A 22,176-nucleotide genomic window follows, 5' to 3' on the forward strand; every position below is an offset into this window, starting at 1 on the left:
TTTCGGCGCTCGAGGCGATGCGTGGCTCGCGCGTTTGACGGTGCGACCGGTGTTGCGCCATCACATCATCGGCTCTGAACAGCATGACCTCAGAGGTCCAGTTCCTTCAGGCAGGCTTGCGCAATGTCTCGGTCTGGGGCATCGGTTCCTGGCATCGTCGCCCAGCCGGCTGTCATGAGAGCGTCGCGCCGCTGGTAGGTCGAGGCTGCCCGGATCGTTGCAAGCTTGTCCGCCCGAGCCGGGTCTGACCGCGCCATGTCGAGGCAGACCGGTACCATTGAGGCGACGACATCGTCACGGGACATCGCCATCGCCCGGTCATTCGAAGTGCCGCCGGTTACCCAGCCGCCCCACGTGAAGCCGACGACACCGACAAAGACAGCACCGATCACGGCGCCATAGATGCCGGGTTTGAGCCATTCGGGAGTATTCATTTCAAGTCCTCCTGCGGAGAAAGCGCCGCTTCGCTGTGGTTGTTCATCTCAGTCGGAGCCTGATCCCGGCTCAACGCCTCATTCAGGTCGCGCTCTGATATCGTGTGCAGTTCCATCCAACCCGCCCGATCACCTCTGCCAGGAACGGTCATATGGGTCGCCGTCCTCTGATAAGTTTCGAAACCTTGCCCGCGTACAAGTTCTTCCTGAATCAGGACTTCGTAGTCCCCGGCCGGAAGTTCGTCCGGAAAATCGGCTAGGCTGAACGGGTGCAGGAAAGTCACCCTCACACTGGATGAACGCACGCTCATCTCTGGCCTCCACGATTTTGGCAGATCCGTCGCTCACCACTGCTGACGGCCCCTCAGATCCCGGGCCTGGCCAGTTGAACGATTTCTTCTCTTGTACGTCGGGAGCATCTAACTGGCGCTGACGCATGTTAGTCCCGGGCGCCGAACCGGTTGCGACCTCCTTGGCGGCAGTCGCCAGCACTGACCTGCGTGAGGGCGGCGAGACCGACCTGCGCGTATTCTTTGGGAAACAGGGATGATCTGCGTTCCTGCAACCCTTGAAAGGATTGGCGATGTCCCAAACCAAAATTCGCAACCCGCACCCGCCCGAGTTCGATCGGTTTCTCCAGGCGTCGGTCGGCGAGGACCGTAACGGCTATGCCGTGACTGTGCTCTCCACGCTCGCGCGGCTTGGCCTCGATCCTTGGAAGGAGACCGCTGATCTGGTCACGCTGGGGCGCGACGCGGCGCACGCGCGGTTGGGAACGCTGCTTGCCCGATTTCGGGACGTTCCTGCGCTCGCAAGCGATCATGGCAGGGTCGCACGAGACTTGAGCCAGCTGCTTCCTGAAGGCCGGACGTCAGGTGCCCTGCAGCGCGCTGCTTCAACGGTGGCCGATGGCCGCCCGGGAACCAGCGGCGCGATCTGGACGGCGCTCACGATCATCCTTGTTCTGTTTCAAATGTTCATGATTGGCGGGTCAGGGTCAGGCGAATGACCGTTTCCACCAAGACAGCAAGAGCACCGGCCCATGCAGCGCACCGCACCGGTACCCTGTCCCCAGTCGAACGGGATGTTCTCTGGGACATCGAGGAACACTTCTGGACCAGTGACGCCGACAACGCGCGGGCGACCACGGCGACCAACGCAGTGATGATCTTTCCCTATCCGCCCGGCATCCTTCAGGGTGACCAGATCTGGACCCATCTTCGGCAGAGGACTGGCTGGCGTTCCGTCGTCATGGCCGAACGGCGCGTGACGCGGAGCGGTGACCTCGCCATTCTCACCTACCGTGTTTCGGCGGCCCTTGTACGCGGAATTCGCGCTCTCGGGTTTCTGCAGTCCGGCTCCTCTGCAGAGCTGCGAGACGATGGGGACTTCCTGATCCTGCAATTCCGTTCCGGCATCGGTTCGGTAGTCGGGGCAAGACATATCGATGAAGGTACCGTTGTCCTGCTCATTGATCTCGTACGCCACTACGCGGGCCCCGACTGGCTGCCGAAGTGTATCGAACTTCCTGGAACCGCCCGCAGCGACGCGACACTCGATGCCAGCCTCGGAGCCGCGATCCGGTGGGGCGCATCTCTTCCCGGCATAGCCATTCGTGGGGACGTCCTGCGCGCTCTCAATCCGTCCCCAAGAGATGCGCGAACTGCGCCGGTCTATCGAGACCTCAGGGCGATGGTGCGGAGCCGTCCGCCGAGCAGTCTGGCGGAGTTCGTACGGGATACATTGAGCATCCTGGCGCCGACAGGCGACGTCTCGGAGGAAGCAGTCGCGAAATGGCTCGGCCTCGGCAGGCGAACACTTCAACGGCATCTCGCGTCAGAGGGGTGCCGATTCCGTGACATCCTCGTCGCCTTTCAGATGGAGCGAGCCGCGACCCTGCTCGAAGAAACGGACCATTCCGTGGAGGAGATCGCCGCGGCTCTGGGATACAGCGAGGTGAACAGCCTTCGCCGGGCTTTCAGGAAGTGGACCGGCGTTACGCCCACCGAGTATTGCGCCAGACATGCAGCGATACGAAGTGCCTGACCACACCGGTCACACGCGGTCCTCCGGACCATTCGGTTGTCGCGTCGGCGCACATAGCGGCACCGGCAATTTTTTCGTCACGGCCTGACCTTGATTGTTGACGACCGGATTTCTGCGCGCGCAGCCTACGGTCGCGCCCGTCTCAACATTCAACGTGGGGGCGTCTGTTCAGGCGGAGGTCACGAAGGCGCCGTACGTTTATCGGTTGCCGCTCGAGAAACGCTGATTGCATGATCCGCCATCCGCCATCCGCCAACCGCCATCCGCCATGCGCCAACGCTCTTGTGCTTGGACGCCTTCCAGATGCCACCAATCCGAGGGGGCAGCCTGTCCCGGTTGGCCCCAGATTCTACCCGTCGGTTTGACCGGATCGCGCATCAGACGCGCCGAAGCCTGTCAGTCGGCGGCATTTCCCAAGGCCGTCTCCATCTCCCGGATAGTGGCGATCAAGGTGTCAGGGTTGACCCTCATTGACCCCTCCAGTGCTCGATCGAGGTCGAAAATCACGATCATCACGACAGAAAGAAGGCCTGCAAAAGCAAACACGTGCCACGTTAGCTCTCTGCCCTGCAACGCAGTCCGGTTGCCCACAACAAAGATCGCAACGACGGAGGCCAGAAAGATCATGAGCTTGGCCGGGGGCGGGATCTGCTCGGCTGCTGCGGCGAGGCGCAGGGTATGGGCGTCGAGCATGTCGGTCACACTGCGCACGACGGCTGCCCGGATCGGATCGGAAGTTGCTCCGCCGATGGCCTGCATTGTCGCAGGCCAAATCTTCGTCTGGGATTCAAATGTCCGTTCCAGAAACGCGTTCCATGCAGTCTTCGTCCGAATGTCCGCAGGGTTCGCGATGCGAGTCCGCGCGTATGCGAGTATCTGGGACTGGAGAACCGTGCGCCCGGGTTCATCGACGAGATTGGCGGTCAAAAAGGCCGTGCTGATTGCCGCCGCCTCCCGGACCAGTGCTCCCTGCCGCTCCTCGCGCCAACCGAGCGCCGAACTGAAGGCGAAACCGAGCAGAAGCCCGAGGAGTGCCAGCATGGCTCCGAGTGAGGTGGCGCCTGGCGCCTGCTCGGGCTGGCCTTTGTTGTTCTGATTGCGTCGGTGTGCGATCTGGCCGACCCGGAATCCGAGGAATGCGGCGACCGGCAAGACGACGAGCGTCAGAACCGCGAGATAGGAAAAGGGCAACAACGGTTCGGTGAAGCCCACAAAGAGATCCGCCGTCTCAGTGCCAGACATCTGATCACACCATTGCAGGTTAAGGCCATTCAGACTGAAGCAAAGGGTCAGCACCGTATCCGAGTCCCGTCAATGACACTGGTCAAAGCCCGGCGGTCTGGAGGTGCCGTCAAATATTGACGTGCCGTTGATGTAGGACGGGAGATCAAAAACTGATCGGTCGAAGTCGACTTTAGAGCATTGATAGTGTTTAAGTGCTTCGCTTTCGGGGCTCGCAGTCGGCGTTGTCGAACGCAGTTGGCGTATCCTGCAGCAATTTTCCGAGATCGACCTGACTTCGAACCAGGTGGGCATATTCGACCGGTTCGGCAAGCTGTCGGCATTGGTGAATGAAGGTGAGCAGATCGAAATCCATCGTCCCATCTTCCCCGAAGCTGAACTTTTGAACGCCTCGCGTGAGGTGAAAGGAGCCTGAGGCTTCCTGCCTGAAAGGATTTTTCGCCGGTCGTACCGCACGCGATGTGAGGCAATTCTGGCAGGACCGAAACCAGAGATGAACTTACCGAAAATACGCTGTCCAGTCACGACGTGATTTCTGCGAGCACACATTGTATCGCCACGATACAACGTTCAACGTCCGGACTTTTCAATGCGTCATCGAATCAACGGACTGAACCAACGGGCGTGGGGCCCCACAATTCGAAACCTGAGTTTCCGACAGGTCGACCGGTCAATCCTTGGGCTACATGCACCTCGGTCTTGATGGCCTTCCGATGATTGCCGGAATCTCCCTGCGGACGACACCTGGTTCTCTCCGACAGACGAACGCCTTCAGATGGTTCTGGCCGTCTTTGCCATTCGAAAGCGATGCCGGCCGGACCAAATCCGTGACGTCGTCCGACCTTGGTCCGAAGAAACACTGTCTCCTGCAGGGTTAGCTGGTTTCATCGGGCCTTTGCCTATCACACCTTTGCCCCGCTGAACCGGGGCCAAAACGGGAGACACCACATGTCGAAAGAACTCAGGAAACTTTTGTCCTCCACCGCAAGTCTTGCCCTGGCAGTGGCCATTCTCTCGGCCGCGCCGTTTCACCTGCGGCTGGAGAAAGACGGGTTCGTCGCCTCGATCGACACCTCTGCGGCCTGGGCCAAGGGCAGCGATGACGACGACGATGATGACGATAATGACGACGACGACGATGATGACGACGATGACGATGATGATGACGACGATGATGACGACGACGATGACGATGACGATGACGATGACGATGACGATGACGATGACGATGACGATGACGATGACGATGACGATGATGACCGGTCAGGCAAGGGGAGTGGCAAAGACGACCGGAGCGAGCGCGGTGACGACCGCGGACGCGGCCAAAACGGCGGCATGAGCGATGACGACGGCATCGAGGTGACGTTCCGGGACGGCAGCAAGATCGAGATCGAGAACGGCCGGTACGAGCGCAAGGATGCCAGCGGACGCACCGTGGAAGAACGCCCGGCGCGGCAGAGCGATTACGCCCGGCTTCAGCAGGCTGGCACTGCGTCGGCCGCGCGCACGAATGGCTCCGCAGGGGCTCAGAGAGCGGCGGGCAACGGCAAGTTCCGCGGCGGCGGCGTGGTCGCGAAGCTTGAGACCACAGGCCAAAACATCGAGATCACCTACACCGACGGATGGAAGGAAGAGATCGAGAACGGGCGCTACGAGTTGAAGGACCCGCAGAACCGGACGGTCATCGAGCGCCGCGCACGGCAATCTGACCGCGCCCGGCTGTTCAAGGCGGTTCGGTAATTCAAGTCTCCGGCCAGCGGCCGTGTGCGATGAGCGCGGCCTCTGTCCGGTTCCGGACCTGAAGTTTCTGAAGAATGATGGTCATGTAATGTTTGACCGTCTTTTCCTGGAGGTCGAGCGCAAGCCCGACCTCCTTGTTGCTGCTGCCCGTGGCAACGAGCCGGAGGATTTCCTCCTCCCGCGCGGTCAGGCTGTCCAGCGGGTCCTCCCTCGCCGGTTTGGCCGGACCGCCCCGCATCGCCTGCAGCACCTTCATGGCGAGCCCAGGCGAGACGTAGCTGCGACCGGCGGCCAGATCCTCGATGGCGGCCAGCAGGTCCCTGCCCCCGATCCCCTTCAGGATATAGCCATCCGCCCCCGCCTGCAGCGCCTTGAAGACGTCGCCATCCTCCTCCGACACTGTCAGCATCGCTACGACGGGCGGGTTCTCCAGGGCCTTGATCTCCCGGAGTGCCCAAAGTCCCCCGTCCGGCATGGAGAGGTCGAGCAGAACCAGGTCGGGTTCGAGGGAGCGGACCATTTCGAGCGCGCGCCGTCCGGAATCCGCCTGCCCGACGACAACCGTTCTCTCATGTCCGTCCAGCAGCACCGCGACCCCTTCTCGAAACAGTGGATGATCGTCAGCGATCAGGATACGCAGCGATGTCATTTCCATTCTCCCAGATCAAAGCTCAGCCGGAGGTCGCTCCCGGGGCCACTTCCCCGCCCGGCATGAAACGCCCCCCCGAGGCTCTCGATGCGATCCCTGAGCCCCGACAGACCGAGGCCGAGCGGCGTGTACGCCGGGTCGAAACCGGGCCCCGCGTCTGTTACGGCAAGGGTCAGCCGATCGGCGTCACAGGCAAGAGATACCCCCATCCCGGCGGCTTCGGCATGTCGGCTGGCATTGTTCAGCCCTTCCTGGACAAAGCGGAAGAGACAGAGCCGGGCGGCGAACGGCATGTCGACCGGGCCGTCGCAGGCCAATTCCATCGCGACCGCATTTCCGGTGCGGGAGCGGTGCTCCTCGACCGCCATCTCGACGATCCCTGCGGGCGTCTTGTCGGCGACATCCGGCAATGACAATCCGCGCGAAATCGTTCGAATCTCGGTCATTGCATCGGCAATGGCACTGTTAATCCGGTCGATCTCTCCCTGTCGAGCCGCGACCGTCTGCGCCTCCTGCAACGCATCGAGCCGTAGCGCGGCAAAGGCCAACTGCTGCGCCGGCCCGTCATGCAGATCGGCGCCGATCTGGCGCATCACCCTGTCCGCACGCTCCGCCGAGCGCCCGGCGGCGTCGCGCACCCGCCGGCGAAGATCCTGGTTGTTCGCCGACAGTGCCTCCAGTTCAGCATACTGGTTCAGGAGGCGCCTCTGCTGGCGGTCGATCACGCGGCTGCCGCGCAAGACTATCAAGTAAAGGATGACGCCAAGCCCACCGAAGGCGCCGAACACCACCAGCCATGCATCACGGCGCGCCCGGGCGAGGTCGGCGGCAAGCTGTTCGTGCACCTCGTAGAACTCGACGACCGCGATGATCTCGCCGGAATAATACTCCCGGATCGGGCTGTAGACTTCGAGCAGCGGCAGGCCGAGCGCCTGCTCTCCAGCGTCCTCGGCATCCCCGAGCGCCTCGAAATCGGCGGCCACGTGTCCCTGCCAGGCGAATTGAAGATCGTCGGTCACCGGAAAGACCTCTCCGACGATGGCCGGGTCGGAGGCTTCGACGATCCGACCGCCGGGTTTCCAGAACTTGTAGGAAATCACCCGCTCGCCGATCGGGGTGTTCTCGAATATCTCCTCAAGCGCGCGCCGGGCGCCGGGCGACAAGGTTTCCTGATCCGCGAATTGCTGGGCGATCGGCGCCAGCACGCTTTCCATGAACATGGCGGTGGAATTGGCGCTGTTGCGGACGACATTTTCCTCGATCCTGCGAGACACCACCGTCCCCACGAGGATCGCGGCCACGACAAGCACAGCACTGCTGGCAAACGCGTATTGCGTTGCCAGAGACGCGCCTCTCCACAGGAATTTCTCGTTCCGCACTCGCTCCATCCCGCCATTTATGCGACGTTACCAATGCGACGAACACGGGCTTTGGTCCGAAGACGGGGTGATTTGCGGTCGCAGGGTGCCCGGGCCTCTTGCAGGTTCTAAAGGACGCCTGCGCTGCGAATGTCCTGCTGTGCGAAATCGATCAGCGCGTGAAGCTTGCGCGGTAGCGTCCTCCCTTCGAGGTAGACCGCTGAGATCGGGCTTTCGTCGCCCGCGTAATCCTCCAGCAAGGGGACAAGCCGTCCGTCTTCGATGGCCTCGTGCAGCGCGAATTTCGGGCCATAGACGATCCCCTGTCCGGCCACGGCAAGCTCGCAGGCAGCACGGGCCGAGTTGACCATGAACCGTCCCGAGACCGGCACGGCGACCTTCTGCTCGCCATGGCGAAAGACCCAGCGGGCCGGGGTCCGGCGATTGGTGTCGAGGATGCAGATGTGGCGCGCGAGATCGTCGGGGTGCTCGGGGCGCCCGTGTGTCTCGAGATAGGCCAGGCTCGCCGCAACGCATCCCGCAACGGCGCCGAGCTTGCGGGCCTTGACCGAGAGCATCGCGGTTGTGCCTATGCGAAAGGCAAGGTCGATCCCCTCGCTGGCAAGGTCCGAAAAGCGGTCGGTCAGGCGCAGGTCGATGGAAAGGTCGGGATGCAGCGCGGCGAAGCGGCCGAGCATGCCGTTCACGTAGGTCTCCCCGAGGATCACCGGGGCCGAGATGCGGATCGTGCCGGTGAAGCCGCGCGTGTCTTCCGTCACCTCGGCCAGCATGTCGTCCAGCTCGTCGATCAGGGCCGGCGCCCGGGCCATCAGGTCTTCGCCCGCCGCCGTGAGCCCGACCTTGCGCGTGGTCCGCTGGAAAAGCCGCACCCCGAGCTGGGCCTCCAGCGCACCCACGTATTTCGAGGTGAGGCGGTTGGAGATGCCCATCTGCTCCGCCGCCGCGGTGAAGGAGCCGGTCTGGGCGGTCGCGACAAAGGCCCTCAGGCCGTCAACGAGATCCAAGGTCGCCTCCAATTGAGAATGAAATGACGATAGTCATACACCACCTTCGCCATTTTGTTGACCACGGGCAAGTCCTACGTTCGGTTCAGATCGAAACACACCGAACGCCAGCGTGCGGACGGATTACCGACACAAGGACCTGACACGATGATCGACCAGACCACCGCACCCTACGCCGCCCTTGCCCTGCGCATCGCCACCGGCTCGGCCTTTCTCGCCCACGGGTTGCTCAAGCTCTTCGTCTTCACCATCCCCGGCACGGTCGGCTTCTTCGAGAGCCTCGGCCTGCCCGGCATCTTCGCCTACCTGACCATCATCGCCGAGATCGGCGGCGGCGTTGCGCTGATCCTCGGCGTGGCGACGCGGCTCGTCTCGCTGGCGGTCCTGCCGATCCTGCTCGGCGCCGTCTGGGTGCATTCGGGCGCCGGGTGGCTGTTCTCCAACGAGGGCGGCGGCTGGGAATTCCCGCTGTTCTGGGCGGTCGCCCAAGCCTCTCTCGCGCTGCTCGGCAACGGCGCCTACGCCCTCAAGCTGCCCGCCGTCGAAAAGGCCCTCGGCCAGTTCGCCTGATTCAACGGCGCCGCCTACCGGGCGGCGCCCCCTGCCACAGGTACCTGCCATGAGCGCTGTCCAATCCCTGCAATCCCTTCGCGACCGGCTCCACGCCTCGGACCGGTTGCCCGTGGTCTTCCTCGGCCATGGCAACCCGATGAACGCCATCGAGGATACCGCCTATAGCCGCAGCTGGTCCGATCTGGGCCGGACCCTGCCGCGCCCGCAAGCGATTCTGGTCGTCTCGGCGCACTGGATGACCAAGGGCACCACCCTCGTGGATGTCTCGGCCATGCCGCGCATCATCCACGATTTCTACGGCTTCCCGCAGGAGCTCTACGCGCAGCAATACCCGGCGCCGGGCAACCCGGAGCTCGCCCGCGATGTCGTCGCGCTGCTGTCGAGCCATCACGCGCAGGAGGATGACAGCTGGGGTCTGGACCACGGCGCCTGGACGGTGCTGAAGTTCCTCTACCCCGGGGCCGACGTGCCGGTCTTCCAGCTTTCGATCGACATGTCGCAAGACCTCGACTGGCATCTCGAGATCGGCCGGACGCTGTCGGAGCTGCGCGACCGGGGCGTACTGATCCTCGGCTCGGGCAACATCGTGCACAACCTGCGCGCGCTCAGCCAGACCGGAACGACACCGGATTTCGCACTGGAATTCGACAGCCTGTTTGCCGAGCGTCTGACGGAGCGCGATCTGGGGGCGCTGGCGGATCGCAAGTGGCTGGGATCGCTGCTGCATCAGGCGCACCCGTCGGTCGACCACTACCTGCCCGCGCTGACCATTGCCGGCGCGTCGGACGCGCGCGACGAGCTGACCTTCATGAACGACAGCTTCGATCTCGGCTCCGTCTCGATGCGCTCCTTCGTCTTTCACGGTTGAGACGAGATGCGGAGCGCTGTCAGACCCGCATCAGTTGCCACGTCCGCGACCGGACCACAGCGAACCACTATGCCAGCGTCACCCCTGATGCGCTTACGGTTCCAGCAACGGCCCCTCAGCGCAAATCGCGCCGCATGAAACAGAAGGCCGCGCATCGCGCGGCCTTCGTACGTTTCGGATATCACAGGGCTACCGTGACCAGTCAGATCGCCGACGCCACGTTGCTCATCTGCGGGGGCATCACGAGGCGCAGAACCTTGGCCGTCGGCGTCAGGAAGGCGTCGGGCGTGCCGCAGGTCCGGAACGTGTGCTGGGCGGAGAATTTCACCCGCTGCGACGAGTAGATCGACAGCCCTTTGGAGATGATGCCCGAGGAGGTCGCGGAAGCGATATCCACATCGTCATCGACGACCATGGTGAGGTTGGAGATCGTGAACTCCGCCGGCACGCTGACCTTGGACTTCGACATCAGGATCGTGCGTTCATCCTCGTTGCAGGCCTTGCTCGGATCCGCAACAGTGACGGAGGAGCCGGCTTTCACGGTCGCATTCGAACTTTCGCGCGTTGTCACGATCACCGAGCCAACCGCCCGCGCGCCATCGCCGAAGTTGATATTGCAATTCGTCATCAACGCGGCGTGGCTCATTTGCGCGGTGGTGGCACTGAAATTGAGCCAGGTCTTCGCGCCCGATCCGCCGGAGGTGCAGGTCACGACGTAGATCAGGCCCGAGGGCAGCTTTTCCACGGAATTGAACTGTTCCTGGTTCATGGTAACGACCGACCCGAGCTGTACGGACGAGGCGATGATCTTCTTGTCGATCAACTCGGTCTGATCGCCGACAACGACACCATCGAAGAACTCCTCGACGATCTCGGTTTGGCCGATCACGCCCGCGTAAGCGAAGGCATCGTAGGTGTCCTGGATCCAGGCGGCGATGTCGGGAATGTGCATGTAGCTTTCGACCGCGACGATCCCCGGGTTGGCCGAATCCTGGCATTTGTCCTCGCAAAGTGCGAGCTTTGGCATCGAGACATAGGCGCCGGGCTGGAAGGTGTTCTGCTGCGGCAACCAGACCTTGTCGTTGGAATGCACGCAGAAGCCTGCCCCGATATCGGTCTGGCTCGTCAGTGTCACGGTGCTCTGCGCGTAGATCCCGTCGGACGAGGTGCATTTGCCGTTGGTATCGAAGACGGCGGCACTGAAGATCGTGGCCTCCAACGAGGAAACGTTGGCGAACTTCAGCAGGAAAGTGCGGATATCGTTGCCGCGCGCCCGCGTCCTCTGGAGCCGCACGATCACCGTGTTCGGGTCGTTCGTTCCGTCGAACTGGTTCGTCTTGATGTCATAATGGACGAGCGCCACGTCCACGGAGCTGTCGATGACCTGTCCGAAGATCGTCCGGGGCATGTTTTCCTCGACGATCGCCGCCACATCCGACTTCAGCTGCGCCTCTGGCACGTTGTTGGCGATCGCCACCGCGCCGGCATGCGCGCCAATATCCGCGGCAGCCGCGAGCCTTGTCTTGTTCCACCAGCCCTGCGTGCTGTCCAGCATGATGCCGAGGATGCCGAGCACGACGATGAGCATGTAGAGCGAAAAGACCGTGCCGACCCCGGAGTCGTCTCGGCCAAAGCGGCCGGCGGCGCGCAACACCCCTTTCATCATGAGGCCTCGTAGGTTGGCTCCAGCGCGTGAGTGACACGCACTTCGAGCTGTTCGCCATAGATCCATCTGAGCACACCGAACGGAGCGAGCCCCTCGAGCGGCATCGCCATGTCGACCGTCACCCGTGCCGAGGCCATCGACACATCGACCGTGGGCACCAGCGTTCCAACGCTGCCTGCGGAGGCGGCGTAGGCTTCGGCTGTCAGTTCGTCCATGCCGTGGCGGGCAATGACGCGGGCAGTCTCGCGAGAGATCTGCCACATCTGGCTTTGTCGCATGAACACGAGAGTCGCGTCCGCCGCGAACAACAGAAGAAAAGCGAAGAACGGCAACCACATAACAAACTCAATAGTTACCGAACCTCGCTCGCTCTTGAGAAATCTGCGAGTCATTTGATAACACTTTCAGTCTGCATATCAGAATTTAAGTATCCATTCGGCCTGTGTTCGGGATTGGGCCCAATTGCGGCACAAATGGGCACCCCCGGCTTGTACGCGATGTGAATCGAGCGTTTGCCGCTGCAGACTCGGCAGGTAGATCGAAATAGGCATCTCAGCGTTCGGGAAAGCAGCGAGCATCGGGGCCAGCGACCGGAAGACAGCCGCCCGACGCATCTCAAAAAGTCCCAGGCCGACACTCTTGCGAACGGCACACAAGGCATTGACCTGTCGCCCGCGAACACACAGATCTTCAAACCTGCGACTCCGGATTGAAATCGACTATCGGCGGCAACTTTCAGACTGTGGTTCCTGACGCCGCGATGGACATCGCCGCTCCAACCGGATGCCTGCACAGACGCAGACGGTGGCAACGCAACAAGGCTGTGCCGTCCCGACTTGACGCTATTGGGAAAAACGATCAATCGCCCGGACGCGGACGGAACCAGTCCGTTTGGACATCACGCGACCCATCATGAACCCAGTTATACTGTCGTCGGGAGATCTGCTTGCGGATCGCCGGGCGCAATTTGCCGAAGCCCTCCGTGGCGAGAGCCCGCAGGCTGCATGTGATCTCTATCTCCAGGCGCTCGACCTTGCCCCCGGTTGGGCTGCCGGCTGGTTCCGGCTCGGCGAGATCCGCGCCGAGGGAGGTCTCGACGAGGCGGCGGAAGCCTTCGAACGTGCCATCGAAGCCGATCCCGAGGACAGGCTTGGCGCCGGACTGCGCCGCGACCTGCTGCGCAAGCGGACGCTGAGCGTCGACATGCCGACGGCTTTCATCGAAACCATGTTCGACCAGTACGCCCCGGAGTTCGATGCCGCGCTCCTTGGCCGGCTGGACTACCGCGCGCCCTGCCTGCTTGCGGAGCGGCTGCGCCCGCCCTTTGGGCGCGTGCTGGATCTCGGCTGCGGCACCGGGCTGATGGGGCGGGAACTGCGCGACAGCGCTCTCTGGCTCGAAGGGTGGGACATCTCGGTCGAGATGCTGCGCGAAGCGACGGCCAAGGGGCATTACGACGCGCTGAACCGGCGCGATCTGTCGGGACTCGAACCGTCGGGCGCAAGCTGGGACACGATCACGGCGGCGGATGTCTTCGCCTATCTGGGGTCGCTGGAACAGATCGTTTCCTGGGTCGCGCAGGCGCTTCGGCCCGGCGGACAGTTCGCCTTCACGGTGGAACTGCATGAGGGTCTGGACGCCTGGGTGCTGCGCCCGAGCCGCCGCTATGCCCATTCGGAGCGCTACCTGGAGCAATTGCTCGCCAAGGCCGGATTCTCGTGCAGCATCTCGCGCGAGGTTCTTCGCCAGGACCGCGGCCGGCCGATAGAGGGACTGGTAATCCATGCGGTTCTTTGCAGCGCCGCCCATGACGGATCAGAGGCCTTGGGGCAGCAGATCCCGGATGCTGCGATCCGCGTGGAGCTTTCCGGTTCGTGAGCCGGACACGCGGTCACGCCCCGGGATCGTTCGTGGTGTAGGTTCGTCGCATTGAGGTCGGCGCTCGAGGCAGCAACCGTCTCGAGCGCGGCAACGGCGAAGGGCGGCGAGCCAATCCTGCGCCCCAACGCGGCAAGATCGGCCGGTTTGTGATAGGATGCCCCCCCAGAGGAGGCGCATTCGATGTTCAACACCGATCATTTCATTGCCGATTGTCTCGCCGCCGTGCACCACGATCCGACCCACAAGAGCGTCGAGGAAGTGGTGCGCCGCGCGATGTCCGACCCCGACGACGTGCTGGCCGCCCTCGGGGAACCCACGGAGCCGGGGATCACGCCGCTCTACCAGTCCGACAAGCTGACGATCGTGAACCTTGCCTGGAAGCCCTCCACGACGATCCCGCCCCACAACCACGAGATGTGGGCGGTGATCGGGATCTATGGCGGGCGGGAAGACAACATCTTCTGGCGGCGCGTGAAGGACCACCCCGACGGGCTCATCGAGGCGGCGGGCGCACGGGCGCTGACCACCGGCGATGTCTGCCCGATGGGGCCGGACATCATCCATTCCGTGACCAACCCGATCCCCCGGCTGACCGCGGCGCTCCATGTCTACGGCGGCGATTTCTTCGAGGCCGAGCGCAGCGAATGGGAGCCCGAGGGGCTGACCGAGCAATTGCTGGACATCGAGGAAGTCCGGCGCCGCTTCTCCAACTGAAGGGCCTTGGGTCACGGGCAGCGCATGCCGACACCCGAACAGAGGCGGCGCGGGCAAATTTAGTCGCCTTCGTCCGAAGAGCCTTTTGACGGCCATGGGGATTGAGCAAAACCTAATCAAGGATGACGAAAAGAGTTCTTTCCTCCAAACTCCCAACCCGTGAAATCGGCCGGGAAACGCGCAGCGGCCAGGGCGCCGCGAGAGGACAGGACATGACGACCGAACGGATCGACACGCTCGTAGTGGGCGCGGGCCAGGCCGGCGTGGCCGCGAGCGAGCATCTCGGCAGGAACGGCGTGCCGCACCTGGTGCTGGAGCGGGCCCGGATCGCCGAGCGCTGGCGCTCGGAGCGGTGGGATTCACTCGTGGCGAACGGGCCGGCCTGGCACGACCGCTTTCCCGGCATGGAGTTCGGCGGCTTCGGCGGCGACGATTTCGTGCCGAAGGAGGCGGTCGCCGACTATTTCGTCGCTTACGCAGAGAAGATCGGTGCGCCGGTCCGCTGCGGGGTGGAAGTGCGCGAGGTCCGCAGGCTCGACGGGCGGCCGGGCTTCCGGGTGAGGACATCGGAGGGCGTGATCGAGGCCACGAACGTCATCGCCGCGACCGGCGCCTTCCAGCGGCCGATCATCCCGCAGCTCGTGCCCGAGACGCCGGGGCTGACGCAGATCCACTCCACCGGCTATCGCAACCCCGGCCAGCTTGACGACGGCGCCGTGCTGGTCGTCGGCGCCGGCTCGTCCGGGGTGCAGATCGCGGACGAACTGCTGCGGGCGGGCAAGCGCGTCTACCTTTCCGTCGGCCCCCACGACCGGCCGCCCCGCAGCTACCGCGGACGCGATTTCGTCTGGTGGCTCGGCGTCCTTGGGAAATGGGACGCCGCGGCGATGGCGCCGGGGCTGGAGCACGTGACCATCGCCGTGAGCGGTGCGCGTGGCGGCCACACGGTCGATTTCCGCGGGCTGGCCCATGACGGCATGACGCTGGTCGGCCGCACCGAGGCGTGCCGGGACGGCGTCCTGACCTTTGCGGGCGACCTTGCGGAGAACATCGCGCGGGGAGACGCCAACCTCCGGGCGCTTCTGGACGAGGCGGATGCCTACGTCGCCCGCAACGGGCTCGACCTGCCTGAAGAGCCCGAGGCGCGCGCCACCCTGCCCGACCCGGACTGCCTCACCCATCCGCTCCGCGAGCTGGACCTGAAGGCGGCGGCCGTCAGCACGATCATCTGGGCCACCGGCTTCGCCGCCGATTACGGCTGGCTCAAGCTCGACACCTTCGGACCGGACGGCAAGCCTCGCCATCAGCGTGGGGTGTCCGCCGAGCCCGGCATCTATTTCCTCGGCCTGCCGTGGCAATCGCGCCGGGGGTCTTCCTTTATCTGGGGCGTCTGGCACGATGCCCGGTATGTTGCGGATCACATCGCGACCCAGCGGGTCTATCGGGACTATGCGCCCGACACCGCGCGCTGAGCACAGGAGCAAAGAGGAACCGGGAATGGCCAGAGATCACGTTGACACCGATCCCGCAGCCCTGCTTGCAGCCAACACCGCCCTGCCCTTCGAGCGCGCCGAGGCGATGCCGCCCGAGGTCTATACCTCGCAAGCCTTCGTCGAGGCCGAACTGGAGCACATCTTCGGCAAGGAATGGTTCTGCGTCGGCCGCGCCAGCACCCTGCCCGAGCCGGGAGACTACACCACGGTCGACCTCGCCGGTCAGCCTGTGGCGGTGGTGCGCGACCGCGACGGCGCGCTACGCGCTGTCTCCAACGTCTGCCTGCACCGGATGTCGACCATGTTGCAGGGCCGTGGCCACACCCGCGCCATCACCTGTCCATATCACGGCTGGACCTACAACCTCGACGGCCGGCTGCGCGGCGCGCCGGGCATGGGGCTGAACGAAGGGTTTTGCAAGCAGGACTACAGGCTGCCGCAGGTCCGCTGCGAGGAGTGGCTCGGCTGGGTCTTTGTCTCGCTCGCGCCGGATGCGGCGCCGGTGGCCGAGCGCTACGGCAAGCTGCTCGACCTGGTGGGCGATTTCGACATGGGCGGCTATGTGGAGAGCTTCCAGGAAACCCATGTCTGGGACACCAACTGGAAGGTGCTGGCCGAAAACTTCATGGAGAGCTATCACCTGCCGGTCTGCCACATGGGCACCATCGGCGGCCAGGTGAAGCTGGAGGAGATGGTCTGCCCCGAGGGCGAGGAGAACTTCAATTACCACTGGATCCTCAAGGACGACTCGCTCGACCTTGCCCTTGCCCACCCGACCAACACCGCGCTCAAGGGCGATGCCCGACGCACGACCTGGCTGCTCTCGCTCTATCCCGGGCTGTTCATCACGCTGTCGCCGGGGTATTTCTGGTACCTCTCCCTGCATCCCGAAGGCCCGGGAAAGGTGCGGATCCTCTACGGCGGCGGCATGGCCAAGGAATTCGCCGCCGACGCGAACGCACAAGTGCACTTCGACCGGCTGAAGGCGCTGCTCGACGACGTCAACGTGGAGGACCGCGGCTGCACCGAGCGGGTCTACAAGGGCCTGCTGTCGGGGCTGTCCCGGCCGGGGCACCTGAGCCACCTGGAGCGCCCCAACTACGAGTTCGCCCAGTATCTCAACCGCCGGATCAACGGCGCCGCCTGACATAACGGAGTGCCGCATGGCCCACACCCGGATCCGCACCTTCAACACCGCGGACACCTATCCCGAACAGAACCTCGACAACGACCTCTGCCAGGCCGTCGTGACCCGTGGCGGCCGCACCGTCTGGCTGCGCGGGCAATGCCCCCAGAACCTCGACGACGCGCGCTCCATCGACAGCCACGACCCGGTGGAGCAGACCCACAAGGTGATGCAGAACATCCGGCAGCTCCTCGAAGAGGCCGGCGGTTCGATGGAGCACCTGGTGAAGGTCGTGGTCTACATCACCGACGTGCGGCACCGGGAGGCGGTCTACCGGACGATGGGCGAATACATCCGGGGCGTGCATCCCGTCTCCACCGGGCTTGTCGTCTCGGCGCTGGCCCGCCCGGAATGGCTGGTCGAGATCGACGGTACCGCCGTGATCCCGGATTGAGCCGATGACCTTCTCCCTCGTCGCCCGCTGCGCGGAGACCGGCATGTTCGGCATCGCCATCTCCTCGTCTTCTCCCGCCGTCGCCGCGCGCTGTTCCCACGTGCGCGCCGGAATCGGCGCGGTGGCGTCGCAAAACGTGACCGACCCCGCGCTCGGCCCGCTGGCGCTCGACCTGATGGAACGGGGCCTGACGGCGAGCGAGGCCGTCGAGCACATCGTGTCGCTGGGTCGGTTCATGGAATACCGCCAACTCCTCGCGGTGGACCGCGCCGGGCTGACGGCGATCCACTCCGGCACCCGGAGCCTCGGCACCTGGTCGGAGGCGCGTGCCGAGAACGTCGCCTCCGGCGGCAACCTGCTGGCCGACCCGGGCGTGCCGCAGGCCATCGTGGAGGGATTTCTCTGCGTCAAGGGCCATCTGGGCGACCGGCTGATCGCAGCCCTCCGCGCGGGCCTTGCGGCCGGCGGCGAGGCTGGCCCGGTGCATTCGGCGGGTCTCAAGATCGTGGACAAGGTGCCCTGGCCCGTGGCCGACTTGCGGTGTGACTGGACGGAGAATTGCCCCATCGAGGCGGTTGCGACCGCCTGGGAGGTCTACAAGCCGCAGCTCGACGCCTATGTGCAACGCGCCCTCGATCCCCGCGAGGCTCCGTCCTATGGCGTCCCCGGCGACGCGTGAAGTGGGCGGGCTTGATCCGGCCCGCGGGCTTCGGCTAGCTGCGCCCATGCCTTTGCGCTTTACCCTCCGCCAGCTCGAATACTTCGTCGCCGTGGGCGAGGCCGGCTCGATCGCACTGGCCTCGGAACAAGTCAACGTCTCCCCTCCCTCGATCTCCACCGCCATCGCCCAGCTGGAGAAGGAATTCGGCATCCCGCTTTTCGTGCGCAGGCACGCGCAGGGCCTGTCGCTCTCGCAGGCCGGACGACAGTTCCTGGTGCAGGCGAAGAAGGTGCTGGACGAAGCGGATGTACTGAACCACCTCGCCGGCGACGTGTTGGGCAAGGTGCGCGGGGCGCTCTCCGTCGGCTGTCTGCTGACCTTTGCGCAGCTCGTCGTGCCCCGCCTGCGCCGCTCCTTCGAGACGCGCTTTCCCGAGGTCACGGTGCGCCAGAACGAGCTGACCCAGGCCCAGATCTTCGACTGGCTGCGACGGGCGGAGATCGACCTAGCGCTGACCTACGATCTCGAAATCCCTGCCGATCTGGATTTCCTGCCGCTCGCGGAACTGCCGCCCCATGTGCTGCTGGCCGAGGATCATCCGCTGGCCGGACGGGCTGAGATTGCGGTCGCGGACCTTCAAGACCTGCCGATGATCCTGCTCGATCTGCCCTATTCCTCGGATTATTTCCTGTCCCTGTTCGACGAACTCCCGATCCGACCGCGCATCGCGGAGCGAACCCGCGACATGGCGGTGATGCGCTCACTCGTCGGCAACGGCTTCGGCTTCTCGCTTGCCAACATCCGCCCGCTCTCCGACACCTCTCCCGACGGGCGCCGGGTGGTATCGGTTCCGCTGACCGGGACGGTCCGGAGCCTGCGGCTGGGCCTCGCCATGGCGCCCGGCGCGCGATCGATCCTGAACATCTCGGCCTTTGCCGAGCATTGCCGGGAGGTCGTGACCGCCGAAACGATCCCCGGACTGAAGGCGCCAGGGACCTGAACGATGCATAGCCTCGATCTCCTCGATCGTCTGGTCGCGTTTCCGACCGTCAGCGGCGATTCCAACGTGCTTATGATCGATTTCGTGGAGGACTACCTTTCGCAGCGTGGCTTCGAGGTGCACCGGATTGCCGACGACACCGGCACGAAGGCCGGCCTCTTCGGCCGGATCGGGCCGGCCGGGCCGGGAGGCGTGATGCTCTCGGGGCATTCGGACGTGGTCCCGGCGGATGGCGAGGCCTGGAGCGGTGACCCGTTCCGGCTCCGGCGCGACGGAGACCGGCTGTACGCTCGCGGGACCACGGATATGAAAGGGTTTCTTGCGTCCGCCCTTGCGCTGGCCGACCGGATCACGGGTCGGCGACTGCGCGAACCGCTCAAGCTGTCGATCTCCTGGGACGAGGAGGCCGGATGCCTCGGCATTCCTCAGATGCTGCGGCATCTCGGACCGACCATCGGCGCGCCCCGGCTCTGCATCGTGGGAGAGCCGACGTCCATGCAGGTCGCGACCGGGCACAAGGGCAAGGCGTCACTGCGCGCCATCTGCCGCGGCGAGGCCGGCCATTCATCGATGGCGCCGGATTTCATCAACGCGCTTCACCTCGCCGCCGATTTCATCACGGGCGTGCGGGAGATCCAGGCCGAGCTCGCCCGGACCGGCGCGCGCGACGAGGGCTACACGGTGCCCTATTCCACCGTCCATGTCGGCCGGATGCAGGGCGGCACGGCGCTGAATATTGTCCCGGAGCAGGCCGTGATCGACCTGGAGTATCGCCACGTGGCAGCCGAATCCTCCGAAGCGATCGAAGATCGGCTTCGGGAAGCGGCACGACGGGCCGACCCCGGCAAGGCCGACTGTGGGGTGTCGCTGGAGCGTCTCGGCGGCTACCCGGGGCTCGATCATCCGCCCGACACAGATTGCGTCCGCGAGGGCGTGACGCTCTCCGGCCGCCGTCAGACCATCAAGGTCGGCTATGGCACCGAGGCCGGCCATTTCGCGGCTGCCGGTATCCCGACCGTCATCTGCGGCCCGGGTTCGATGGACCAGGGGCATATTGCGGACGAGTTCCTTGCGATGGATCAACTGGCCGCCTGCGACGCCTTCATGGACCGGCTGGCCGATCGTCTCCGCGACGGCACTTGATCTCGGGGCAGGCGTTTTCTCTCACCCTCGCGGCATTCGAGGCGAGGTCTGTGGCGAGGGCCGTGTATCCGTTCGGATCATTGAGGCATTCAGATCGCAAAGGCGCTTGCAATGCCCCGAATCCTTGGCTACTAACCGCGCCACGCTGGTACGGTCCGTTCGTCTATCGGTTAGGACGCCAGGTTTTCAACCTGGAAAGAGGGGTTCGATTCCCCTACGGACTGCCAGCGATTTCCCGAGATTTTTGGTATGATCCCAAGCCTAAAGGCCTACTGGGTGTGATGGCGTTTCACACCATCGGGTTTGCATCTAGCTGCGGCCAGACACGACTGCGCTGCAGATCGCAAAATCAACATTGCGGGGCCGGCTGTATGATCGATTGCGATTTCACGCCCCAGCGGCCGAGCCGGCGTCCGGATTGGCGAGCATACAACGCCCTCTCCCCGCATGTTTGGAGGCGTATAGAGCCTTGTCCGCCTCATCCAGAAGGCTGTCGGCTCCGACGCCCGGATGCGAAACGCTCGTCGCGATGCCGATGCTGCAGGAGATCCGGCAGGCATCGCCACCATACGGCACCGGCTCCTCGAGGCGCGAAATGATCCGATGGGCGATTGTCTGCAGTACCTCCGTATCGACCAGCCGCTGGAACACCAGCACGAATTCGTCGCCCCCCACCCTCGCCACGGTATCGCAATCGCGGGTCTCCGAAACGAGGATGCGGGCCACGACCTGGAGCACCTCGTCGCCCGCGGCATGGCCGAACCTGTCGTTAACCTGCTTGAAGTAGTCGAGATCCACCTGCATCAGACCGAACGGCACGCCGGTCGCCTCGAAACGATCCAGGACGTGACCGAGCGCACGCCTGTTTTTTAGGCCGGTGAGCGTGTCCGTGAACGCCTGCTCCTCTGCCGCGACCTTGGCGCCCTGCAGTCTCTGGTTGAGCATTTTCGATTCGCTCATCGCCGCGGATTTTGCCTCGAACAGGTAGAGCATTTCCACGGCCAGATCGGTTGCCGCAAAATCGCGGGACGACAGGTCGTAGGCCTCGACCGCATCGACCACCGAGATCCCGAACGACAGGTTGACGAGCACACCGCGCCCACAGGAGAGGTTTGCGGCCAAGGCCTTGAAGTGGCTCCGCACCCCCTCCCTGAAGATAACCAAGAAGCGGCCACCGTCCTGCACGGGCAGCAAGGCGATGTGGGTCACGCCGCGCGGCCGGCGCATCTCGAACACGTCGAAGAACATCCCGCCAATCAGCCCGCCTTCGGGGCGCAGCTTGAGCAACGTCGGGCCTGCGCGCAGGATACGGCCGTCGTTCGCGACGACCAGATGCATCGGCATGAAGGCGGAAAGCGCCTCCATGTCGAGCAGGTTGAGCTTGCGCAGCAGGTCCGGATTGCAGGTCTGCGGCTGGCAGGTCTCAAGGTTGACGCGGGCGCCGACGTTCATGTGATCACCTGCTGTGGGCGCCGGGCCAGCGAGAAGCGTCGCCCTTCGGCAAAGGAGGAGTCGAGCACTCCGATTCTCACCGCCATATTGCCGTCGCCTTCGCGGTGCTGATCCAGGAGCACGAGCGCGCCGTAATCGTCTGCCATGGTTCGCAATACCCCGACCAGCACGAAGGCAAAGCCCGGGTGAACGCCGCGCACATGCAGCGTGAAGTTCGCCTCGTCCTCGTCCGTAAGTTCGAGTTCCGGCAGTTCCAGGTCGGCAACCGCCAGCTTGGCGCGGTCCGGCAGATCGTCGAGCGAGTGCAGGAAGTCGGCAAAGGTCTCCCCGCCAAAGCGCAACAGGCGGCGAATTGCCTCCGTATTCTCGTGACTCACAAGGTAGGTGCCCACGTCCTCCAGAACCATCTCCTCCGGCTTGTCGAGTTGCAGCACGACCTCGCGAAGAAGCGCGTTCCCGAGAGCGTCGTCATAGACGAGCATGGCTTCGAAGCCTTCCGGTCCGATGCCCACCGCCTCCGCGATCGACAGCCACCGCTCGACACCATATGTGTCGCGCACGAAGCATTGGATGGAACGATTGATCAATCCGTGCATAGCTTGGCCTCTCCTTGCGGGTAGACGCTAGGCTTCGACCCTTAAGAAACGGCAA

The 22,176-nt window shown here is 64.2% G+C and carries 24 protein-coding genes and 1 tRNA gene; 15 read left to right on the plus strand and 10 right to left on the minus strand.

All coding sequences use genetic code 11. From position 1 onward, the window contains the following. Positions 1 to 89 precede the first annotated feature (89 nt). Together ACFQ2S_RS01355 and ACFQ2S_RS01360 are read right to left on the minus strand one after the other, a co-directional pair. Positions 90 to 434, minus strand: a complete 345-nt coding sequence (locus ACFQ2S_RS01355) for a hypothetical protein (RefSeq protein ID WP_115395229.1) — start codon at positions 432 to 434, stop codon at positions 90 to 92. Then, on the minus strand, positions 431 to 745 hold the full coding sequence (locus ACFQ2S_RS01360) for a hypothetical protein (RefSeq protein WP_386072078.1): 315 nt from the start codon (positions 743 to 745) through the stop codon (positions 431 to 433). The genes ACFQ2S_RS01355 and ACFQ2S_RS01360 overlap by 4 nt, the downstream gene beginning before the upstream one ends. 272 nt (positions 746 to 1,017) lie before the next feature. Here ACFQ2S_RS01360 and ACFQ2S_RS01365 point away from each other — a divergent pair, with 272 nt between their 5' ends. After that, entirely contained in the window at positions 1,018 to 1,443 is a 426-nt protein-coding gene (locus ACFQ2S_RS01365; protein WP_386072079.1) for a hypothetical protein, read from the plus strand. Further along, positions 1,440 to 2,480, plus strand: coding sequence for a helix-turn-helix domain-containing protein (locus ACFQ2S_RS01370; RefSeq protein WP_386072080.1), 1,041 nt, complete (start codon positions 1,440 to 1,442; stop codon positions 2,478 to 2,480). The genes ACFQ2S_RS01365 and ACFQ2S_RS01370 overlap by 4 nt, the downstream gene beginning before the upstream one ends. Before the next feature lie 396 nt (positions 2,481 to 2,876). On the opposite strand, the gene ACFQ2S_RS01375 is transcribed toward ACFQ2S_RS01370, so the two are convergent. Next, the gene (locus ACFQ2S_RS01375; RefSeq protein ID WP_386072082.1) at positions 2,877 to 3,776 is read right to left on the minus strand and encodes a bestrophin-like domain; all 900 of its coding nucleotides are present in this window, start codon (positions 3,774 to 3,776) and stop codon (positions 2,877 to 2,879) included. Between the two features lie 232 nt (positions 3,777 to 4,008). On the opposite strand from ACFQ2S_RS01375, the gene ACFQ2S_RS01380 reads away from it, so the two are divergent. Beyond that, positions 4,009 to 4,137, plus strand: a complete 129-nt coding sequence (locus ACFQ2S_RS01380; RefSeq protein ID WP_386072083.1) for a hypothetical protein — start codon at positions 4,009 to 4,011, stop codon at positions 4,135 to 4,137. Between the two features lie 533 nt (positions 4,138 to 4,670). Continuing rightward, positions 4,671 to 5,462, plus strand: coding sequence for a hypothetical protein (locus ACFQ2S_RS01385; RefSeq protein WP_386072084.1), 792 nt, complete (start codon positions 4,671 to 4,673; stop codon positions 5,460 to 5,462). A 1-nt stretch (position 5,463) separates the two neighbouring features. Here the strand turns inward: ACFQ2S_RS01385 and ACFQ2S_RS01390 are convergent, their stop codons facing one another. From ACFQ2S_RS01390 to ACFQ2S_RS01400, 3 genes are all read right to left on the minus strand, one after another. Next, positions 5,464 to 6,111 (minus strand): response regulator, encoded by a 648-nt coding sequence (locus ACFQ2S_RS01390; protein WP_386072085.1) that lies wholly within the window; start codon positions 6,109 to 6,111, stop codon positions 5,464 to 5,466. Beyond that, positions 6,108 to 7,490, minus strand: coding sequence for a sensor histidine kinase (locus tag ACFQ2S_RS01395; protein ID WP_386072086.1), 1,383 nt, complete (start codon positions 7,488 to 7,490; stop codon positions 6,108 to 6,110). The genes ACFQ2S_RS01390 and ACFQ2S_RS01395 overlap by 4 nt, the downstream gene beginning before the upstream one ends. Before the next feature lie 107 nt (positions 7,491 to 7,597). After that, positions 7,598 to 8,494, minus strand: coding sequence for a LysR family transcriptional regulator (locus tag ACFQ2S_RS01400; RefSeq protein WP_386072087.1), 897 nt, complete (start codon positions 8,492 to 8,494; stop codon positions 7,598 to 7,600). A gap of 147 nt (positions 8,495 to 8,641) precedes the next feature. Here ACFQ2S_RS01400 and ACFQ2S_RS01405 point away from each other — a divergent pair, with 147 nt between their 5' ends. Next, positions 8,642 to 9,064, plus strand: a complete 423-nt coding sequence (locus tag ACFQ2S_RS01405) for a DoxX family protein (protein WP_386072089.1) — start codon at positions 8,642 to 8,644, stop codon at positions 9,062 to 9,064. A gap of 49 nt (positions 9,065 to 9,113) precedes the next feature. Next, positions 9,114 to 9,935, plus strand: a complete 822-nt coding sequence (gene ygiD / locus ACFQ2S_RS01410; RefSeq protein ID WP_386072091.1) for a 4,5-DOPA-extradiol-dioxygenase — start codon at positions 9,114 to 9,116, stop codon at positions 9,933 to 9,935. A gap of 202 nt (positions 9,936 to 10,137) precedes the next feature. On the opposite strand, the gene ACFQ2S_RS01415 is transcribed toward ygiD, so the two are convergent. Continuing rightward, a complete protein-coding gene (locus ACFQ2S_RS01415; protein WP_386072093.1) occupies positions 10,138 to 11,598 on the minus strand; it encodes a hypothetical protein in 1,461 nt (486 codons plus the stop codon). Next, positions 11,598 to 11,993, minus strand: a complete 396-nt coding sequence (locus ACFQ2S_RS01420) for a TadE/TadG family type IV pilus assembly protein (RefSeq protein ID WP_386072095.1) — start codon at positions 11,991 to 11,993, stop codon at positions 11,598 to 11,600. The genes ACFQ2S_RS01415 and ACFQ2S_RS01420 overlap by 1 nt, the downstream gene beginning before the upstream one ends. A 520-nt stretch (positions 11,994 to 12,513) precedes the next feature. On the opposite strand from ACFQ2S_RS01420, the gene ACFQ2S_RS01425 reads away from it, so the two are divergent. From ACFQ2S_RS01425 to ACFQ2S_RS01465, 9 genes are all read left to right on the plus strand, one after another. After that, complete coding sequence (locus ACFQ2S_RS01425) at positions 12,514 to 13,479, plus strand: class I SAM-dependent DNA methyltransferase (RefSeq protein WP_386072096.1); 966 nt, start codon at positions 12,514 to 12,516, stop codon at positions 13,477 to 13,479. A 183-nt stretch (positions 13,480 to 13,662) separates the two neighbouring features. Next, positions 13,663 to 14,196, plus strand: a complete 534-nt coding sequence (locus tag ACFQ2S_RS01430; protein WP_386072098.1) for a cysteine dioxygenase family protein — start codon at positions 13,663 to 13,665, stop codon at positions 14,194 to 14,196. 212 nt (positions 14,197 to 14,408) lie between these two features. After that, on the plus strand, positions 14,409 to 15,668 hold the full coding sequence (locus ACFQ2S_RS01435) for a flavin-containing monooxygenase (protein ID WP_386072099.1): 1,260 nt from the start codon (positions 14,409 to 14,411) through the stop codon (positions 15,666 to 15,668). Positions 15,669 to 15,693: 25 nt separating this feature from the next. Next, a complete protein-coding gene (locus ACFQ2S_RS01440) occupies positions 15,694 to 16,836 on the plus strand; it encodes an aromatic ring-hydroxylating oxygenase subunit alpha (protein ID WP_386072101.1) in 1,143 nt (380 codons plus the stop codon). Between the two features lie 16 nt (positions 16,837 to 16,852). Continuing rightward, positions 16,853 to 17,269 (plus strand): RidA family protein, encoded by a 417-nt coding sequence (locus ACFQ2S_RS01445; RefSeq protein WP_386072102.1) that lies wholly within the window; start codon positions 16,853 to 16,855, stop codon positions 17,267 to 17,269. A 4-nt stretch (positions 17,270 to 17,273) separates the two neighbouring features. Continuing rightward, entirely contained in the window at positions 17,274 to 17,948 is a 675-nt protein-coding gene (locus ACFQ2S_RS01450) for a DUF1028 domain-containing protein (protein ID WP_386072104.1), read from the plus strand. 46 nt (positions 17,949 to 17,994) lie between these two features. Continuing rightward, positions 17,995 to 18,930, plus strand: a complete 936-nt coding sequence (locus ACFQ2S_RS01455; protein WP_386072106.1) for a LysR family transcriptional regulator — start codon at positions 17,995 to 17,997, stop codon at positions 18,928 to 18,930. A 3-nt stretch (positions 18,931 to 18,933) separates the two neighbouring features. Beyond that, positions 18,934 to 20,073 (plus strand): acetylornithine deacetylase, encoded by a 1,140-nt coding sequence (argE, locus tag ACFQ2S_RS01460; RefSeq protein WP_386072108.1) that lies wholly within the window; start codon positions 18,934 to 18,936, stop codon positions 20,071 to 20,073. Between the two features lie 152 nt (positions 20,074 to 20,225). Beyond that, a tRNA-Glu gene (locus ACFQ2S_RS01465) sits at positions 20,226 to 20,300 on the plus strand. A gap of 160 nt (positions 20,301 to 20,460) precedes the next feature. Here ACFQ2S_RS01465 and ACFQ2S_RS01470 read toward each other — a convergent pair. Then, positions 20,461 to 21,525 (minus strand): GGDEF domain-containing protein, encoded by a 1,065-nt coding sequence (locus tag ACFQ2S_RS01470; RefSeq protein WP_386072110.1) that lies wholly within the window; start codon positions 21,523 to 21,525, stop codon positions 20,461 to 20,463. Beyond that, a complete protein-coding gene (locus ACFQ2S_RS01475) occupies positions 21,522 to 22,121 on the minus strand; it encodes a heme NO-binding domain-containing protein (RefSeq protein WP_386072112.1) in 600 nt (199 codons plus the stop codon). Before ACFQ2S_RS01475 ends, ACFQ2S_RS01470 begins: the two co-directional genes overlap by 4 nt. Between the last annotated feature and the right edge of the window lie 55 nt (positions 22,122 to 22,176).

The sequence above is a fragment of the Tropicimonas aquimaris genome, assembly GCF_042676185.1.
In the GTDB taxonomy this organism is placed as follows: Bacteria; Pseudomonadota; Alphaproteobacteria; order Rhodobacterales; family Rhodobacteraceae; genus Tropicimonas; species Tropicimonas aquimaris.

Coding starts and splice junctions, on each gene's coding strand:
- ACFQ2S_RS01425 (WP_386072096.1), top strand. CDS start 12,514: ATGAACCCAGTTATACTGTCGTCGGGAGATCTGCTTGCGGATCGCCGG.
- ACFQ2S_RS01475 (WP_386072112.1), bottom strand. CDS start 22,121: ATGCACGGATTGATCAATCGTTCCATCCAATGCTTCGTGCGCGACACA.
- ACFQ2S_RS01445 (WP_386072102.1), top strand. CDS start 16,853: ATGGCCCACACCCGGATCCGCACCTTCAACACCGCGGACACCTATCCC.
- ACFQ2S_RS01450 (WP_386072104.1), top strand. CDS start 17,274: ATGACCTTCTCCCTCGTCGCCCGCTGCGCGGAGACCGGCATGTTCGGC.
- ACFQ2S_RS01430 (WP_386072098.1), top strand. CDS start 13,663: ATGTTCAACACCGATCATTTCATTGCCGATTGTCTCGCCGCCGTGCAC.
- ACFQ2S_RS01415 (WP_386072093.1), bottom strand. CDS start 11,598: ATGAAAGGGGTGTTGCGCGCCGCCGGCCGCTTTGGCCGAGACGACTCC.
- ACFQ2S_RS01440 (WP_386072101.1), top strand. CDS start 15,694: ATGGCCAGAGATCACGTTGACACCGATCCCGCAGCCCTGCTTGCAGCC.
- ACFQ2S_RS01455 (WP_386072106.1), top strand. CDS start 17,995: ATGCCTTTGCGCTTTACCCTCCGCCAGCTCGAATACTTCGTCGCCGTG.
- ACFQ2S_RS01360 (WP_386072078.1), bottom strand. CDS start 745: ATGAGCGTGCGTTCATCCAGTGTGAGGGTGACTTTCCTGCACCCGTTC.
- ACFQ2S_RS01405 (WP_386072089.1), top strand. CDS start 8,642: ATGATCGACCAGACCACCGCACCCTACGCCGCCCTTGCCCTGCGCATC.
- ygiD (WP_386072091.1), top strand. CDS start 9,114: ATGAGCGCTGTCCAATCCCTGCAATCCCTTCGCGACCGGCTCCACGCC.
- ACFQ2S_RS01435 (WP_386072099.1), top strand. CDS start 14,409: ATGACGACCGAACGGATCGACACGCTCGTAGTGGGCGCGGGCCAGGCC.
- ACFQ2S_RS01420 (WP_386072095.1), bottom strand. CDS start 11,993: ATGACTCGCAGATTTCTCAAGAGCGAGCGAGGTTCGGTAACTATTGAG.
- ACFQ2S_RS01390 (WP_386072085.1), bottom strand. CDS start 6,111: ATGACATCGCTGCGTATCCTGATCGCTGACGATCATCCACTGTTTCGA.
- ACFQ2S_RS01365 (WP_386072079.1), top strand. CDS start 1,018: ATGTCCCAAACCAAAATTCGCAACCCGCACCCGCCCGAGTTCGATCGG.
- ACFQ2S_RS01355 (WP_115395229.1), bottom strand. CDS start 434: ATGAATACTCCCGAATGGCTCAAACCCGGCATCTATGGCGCCGTGATC.
- ACFQ2S_RS01370 (WP_386072080.1), top strand. CDS start 1,440: ATGACCGTTTCCACCAAGACAGCAAGAGCACCGGCCCATGCAGCGCAC.
- ACFQ2S_RS01470 (WP_386072110.1), bottom strand. CDS start 21,525: ATGAACGTCGGCGCCCGCGTCAACCTTGAGACCTGCCAGCCGCAGACC.
- ACFQ2S_RS01385 (WP_386072084.1), top strand. CDS start 4,671: ATGTCGAAAGAACTCAGGAAACTTTTGTCCTCCACCGCAAGTCTTGCC.
- argE (WP_386072108.1), top strand. CDS start 18,934: ATGCATAGCCTCGATCTCCTCGATCGTCTGGTCGCGTTTCCGACCGTC.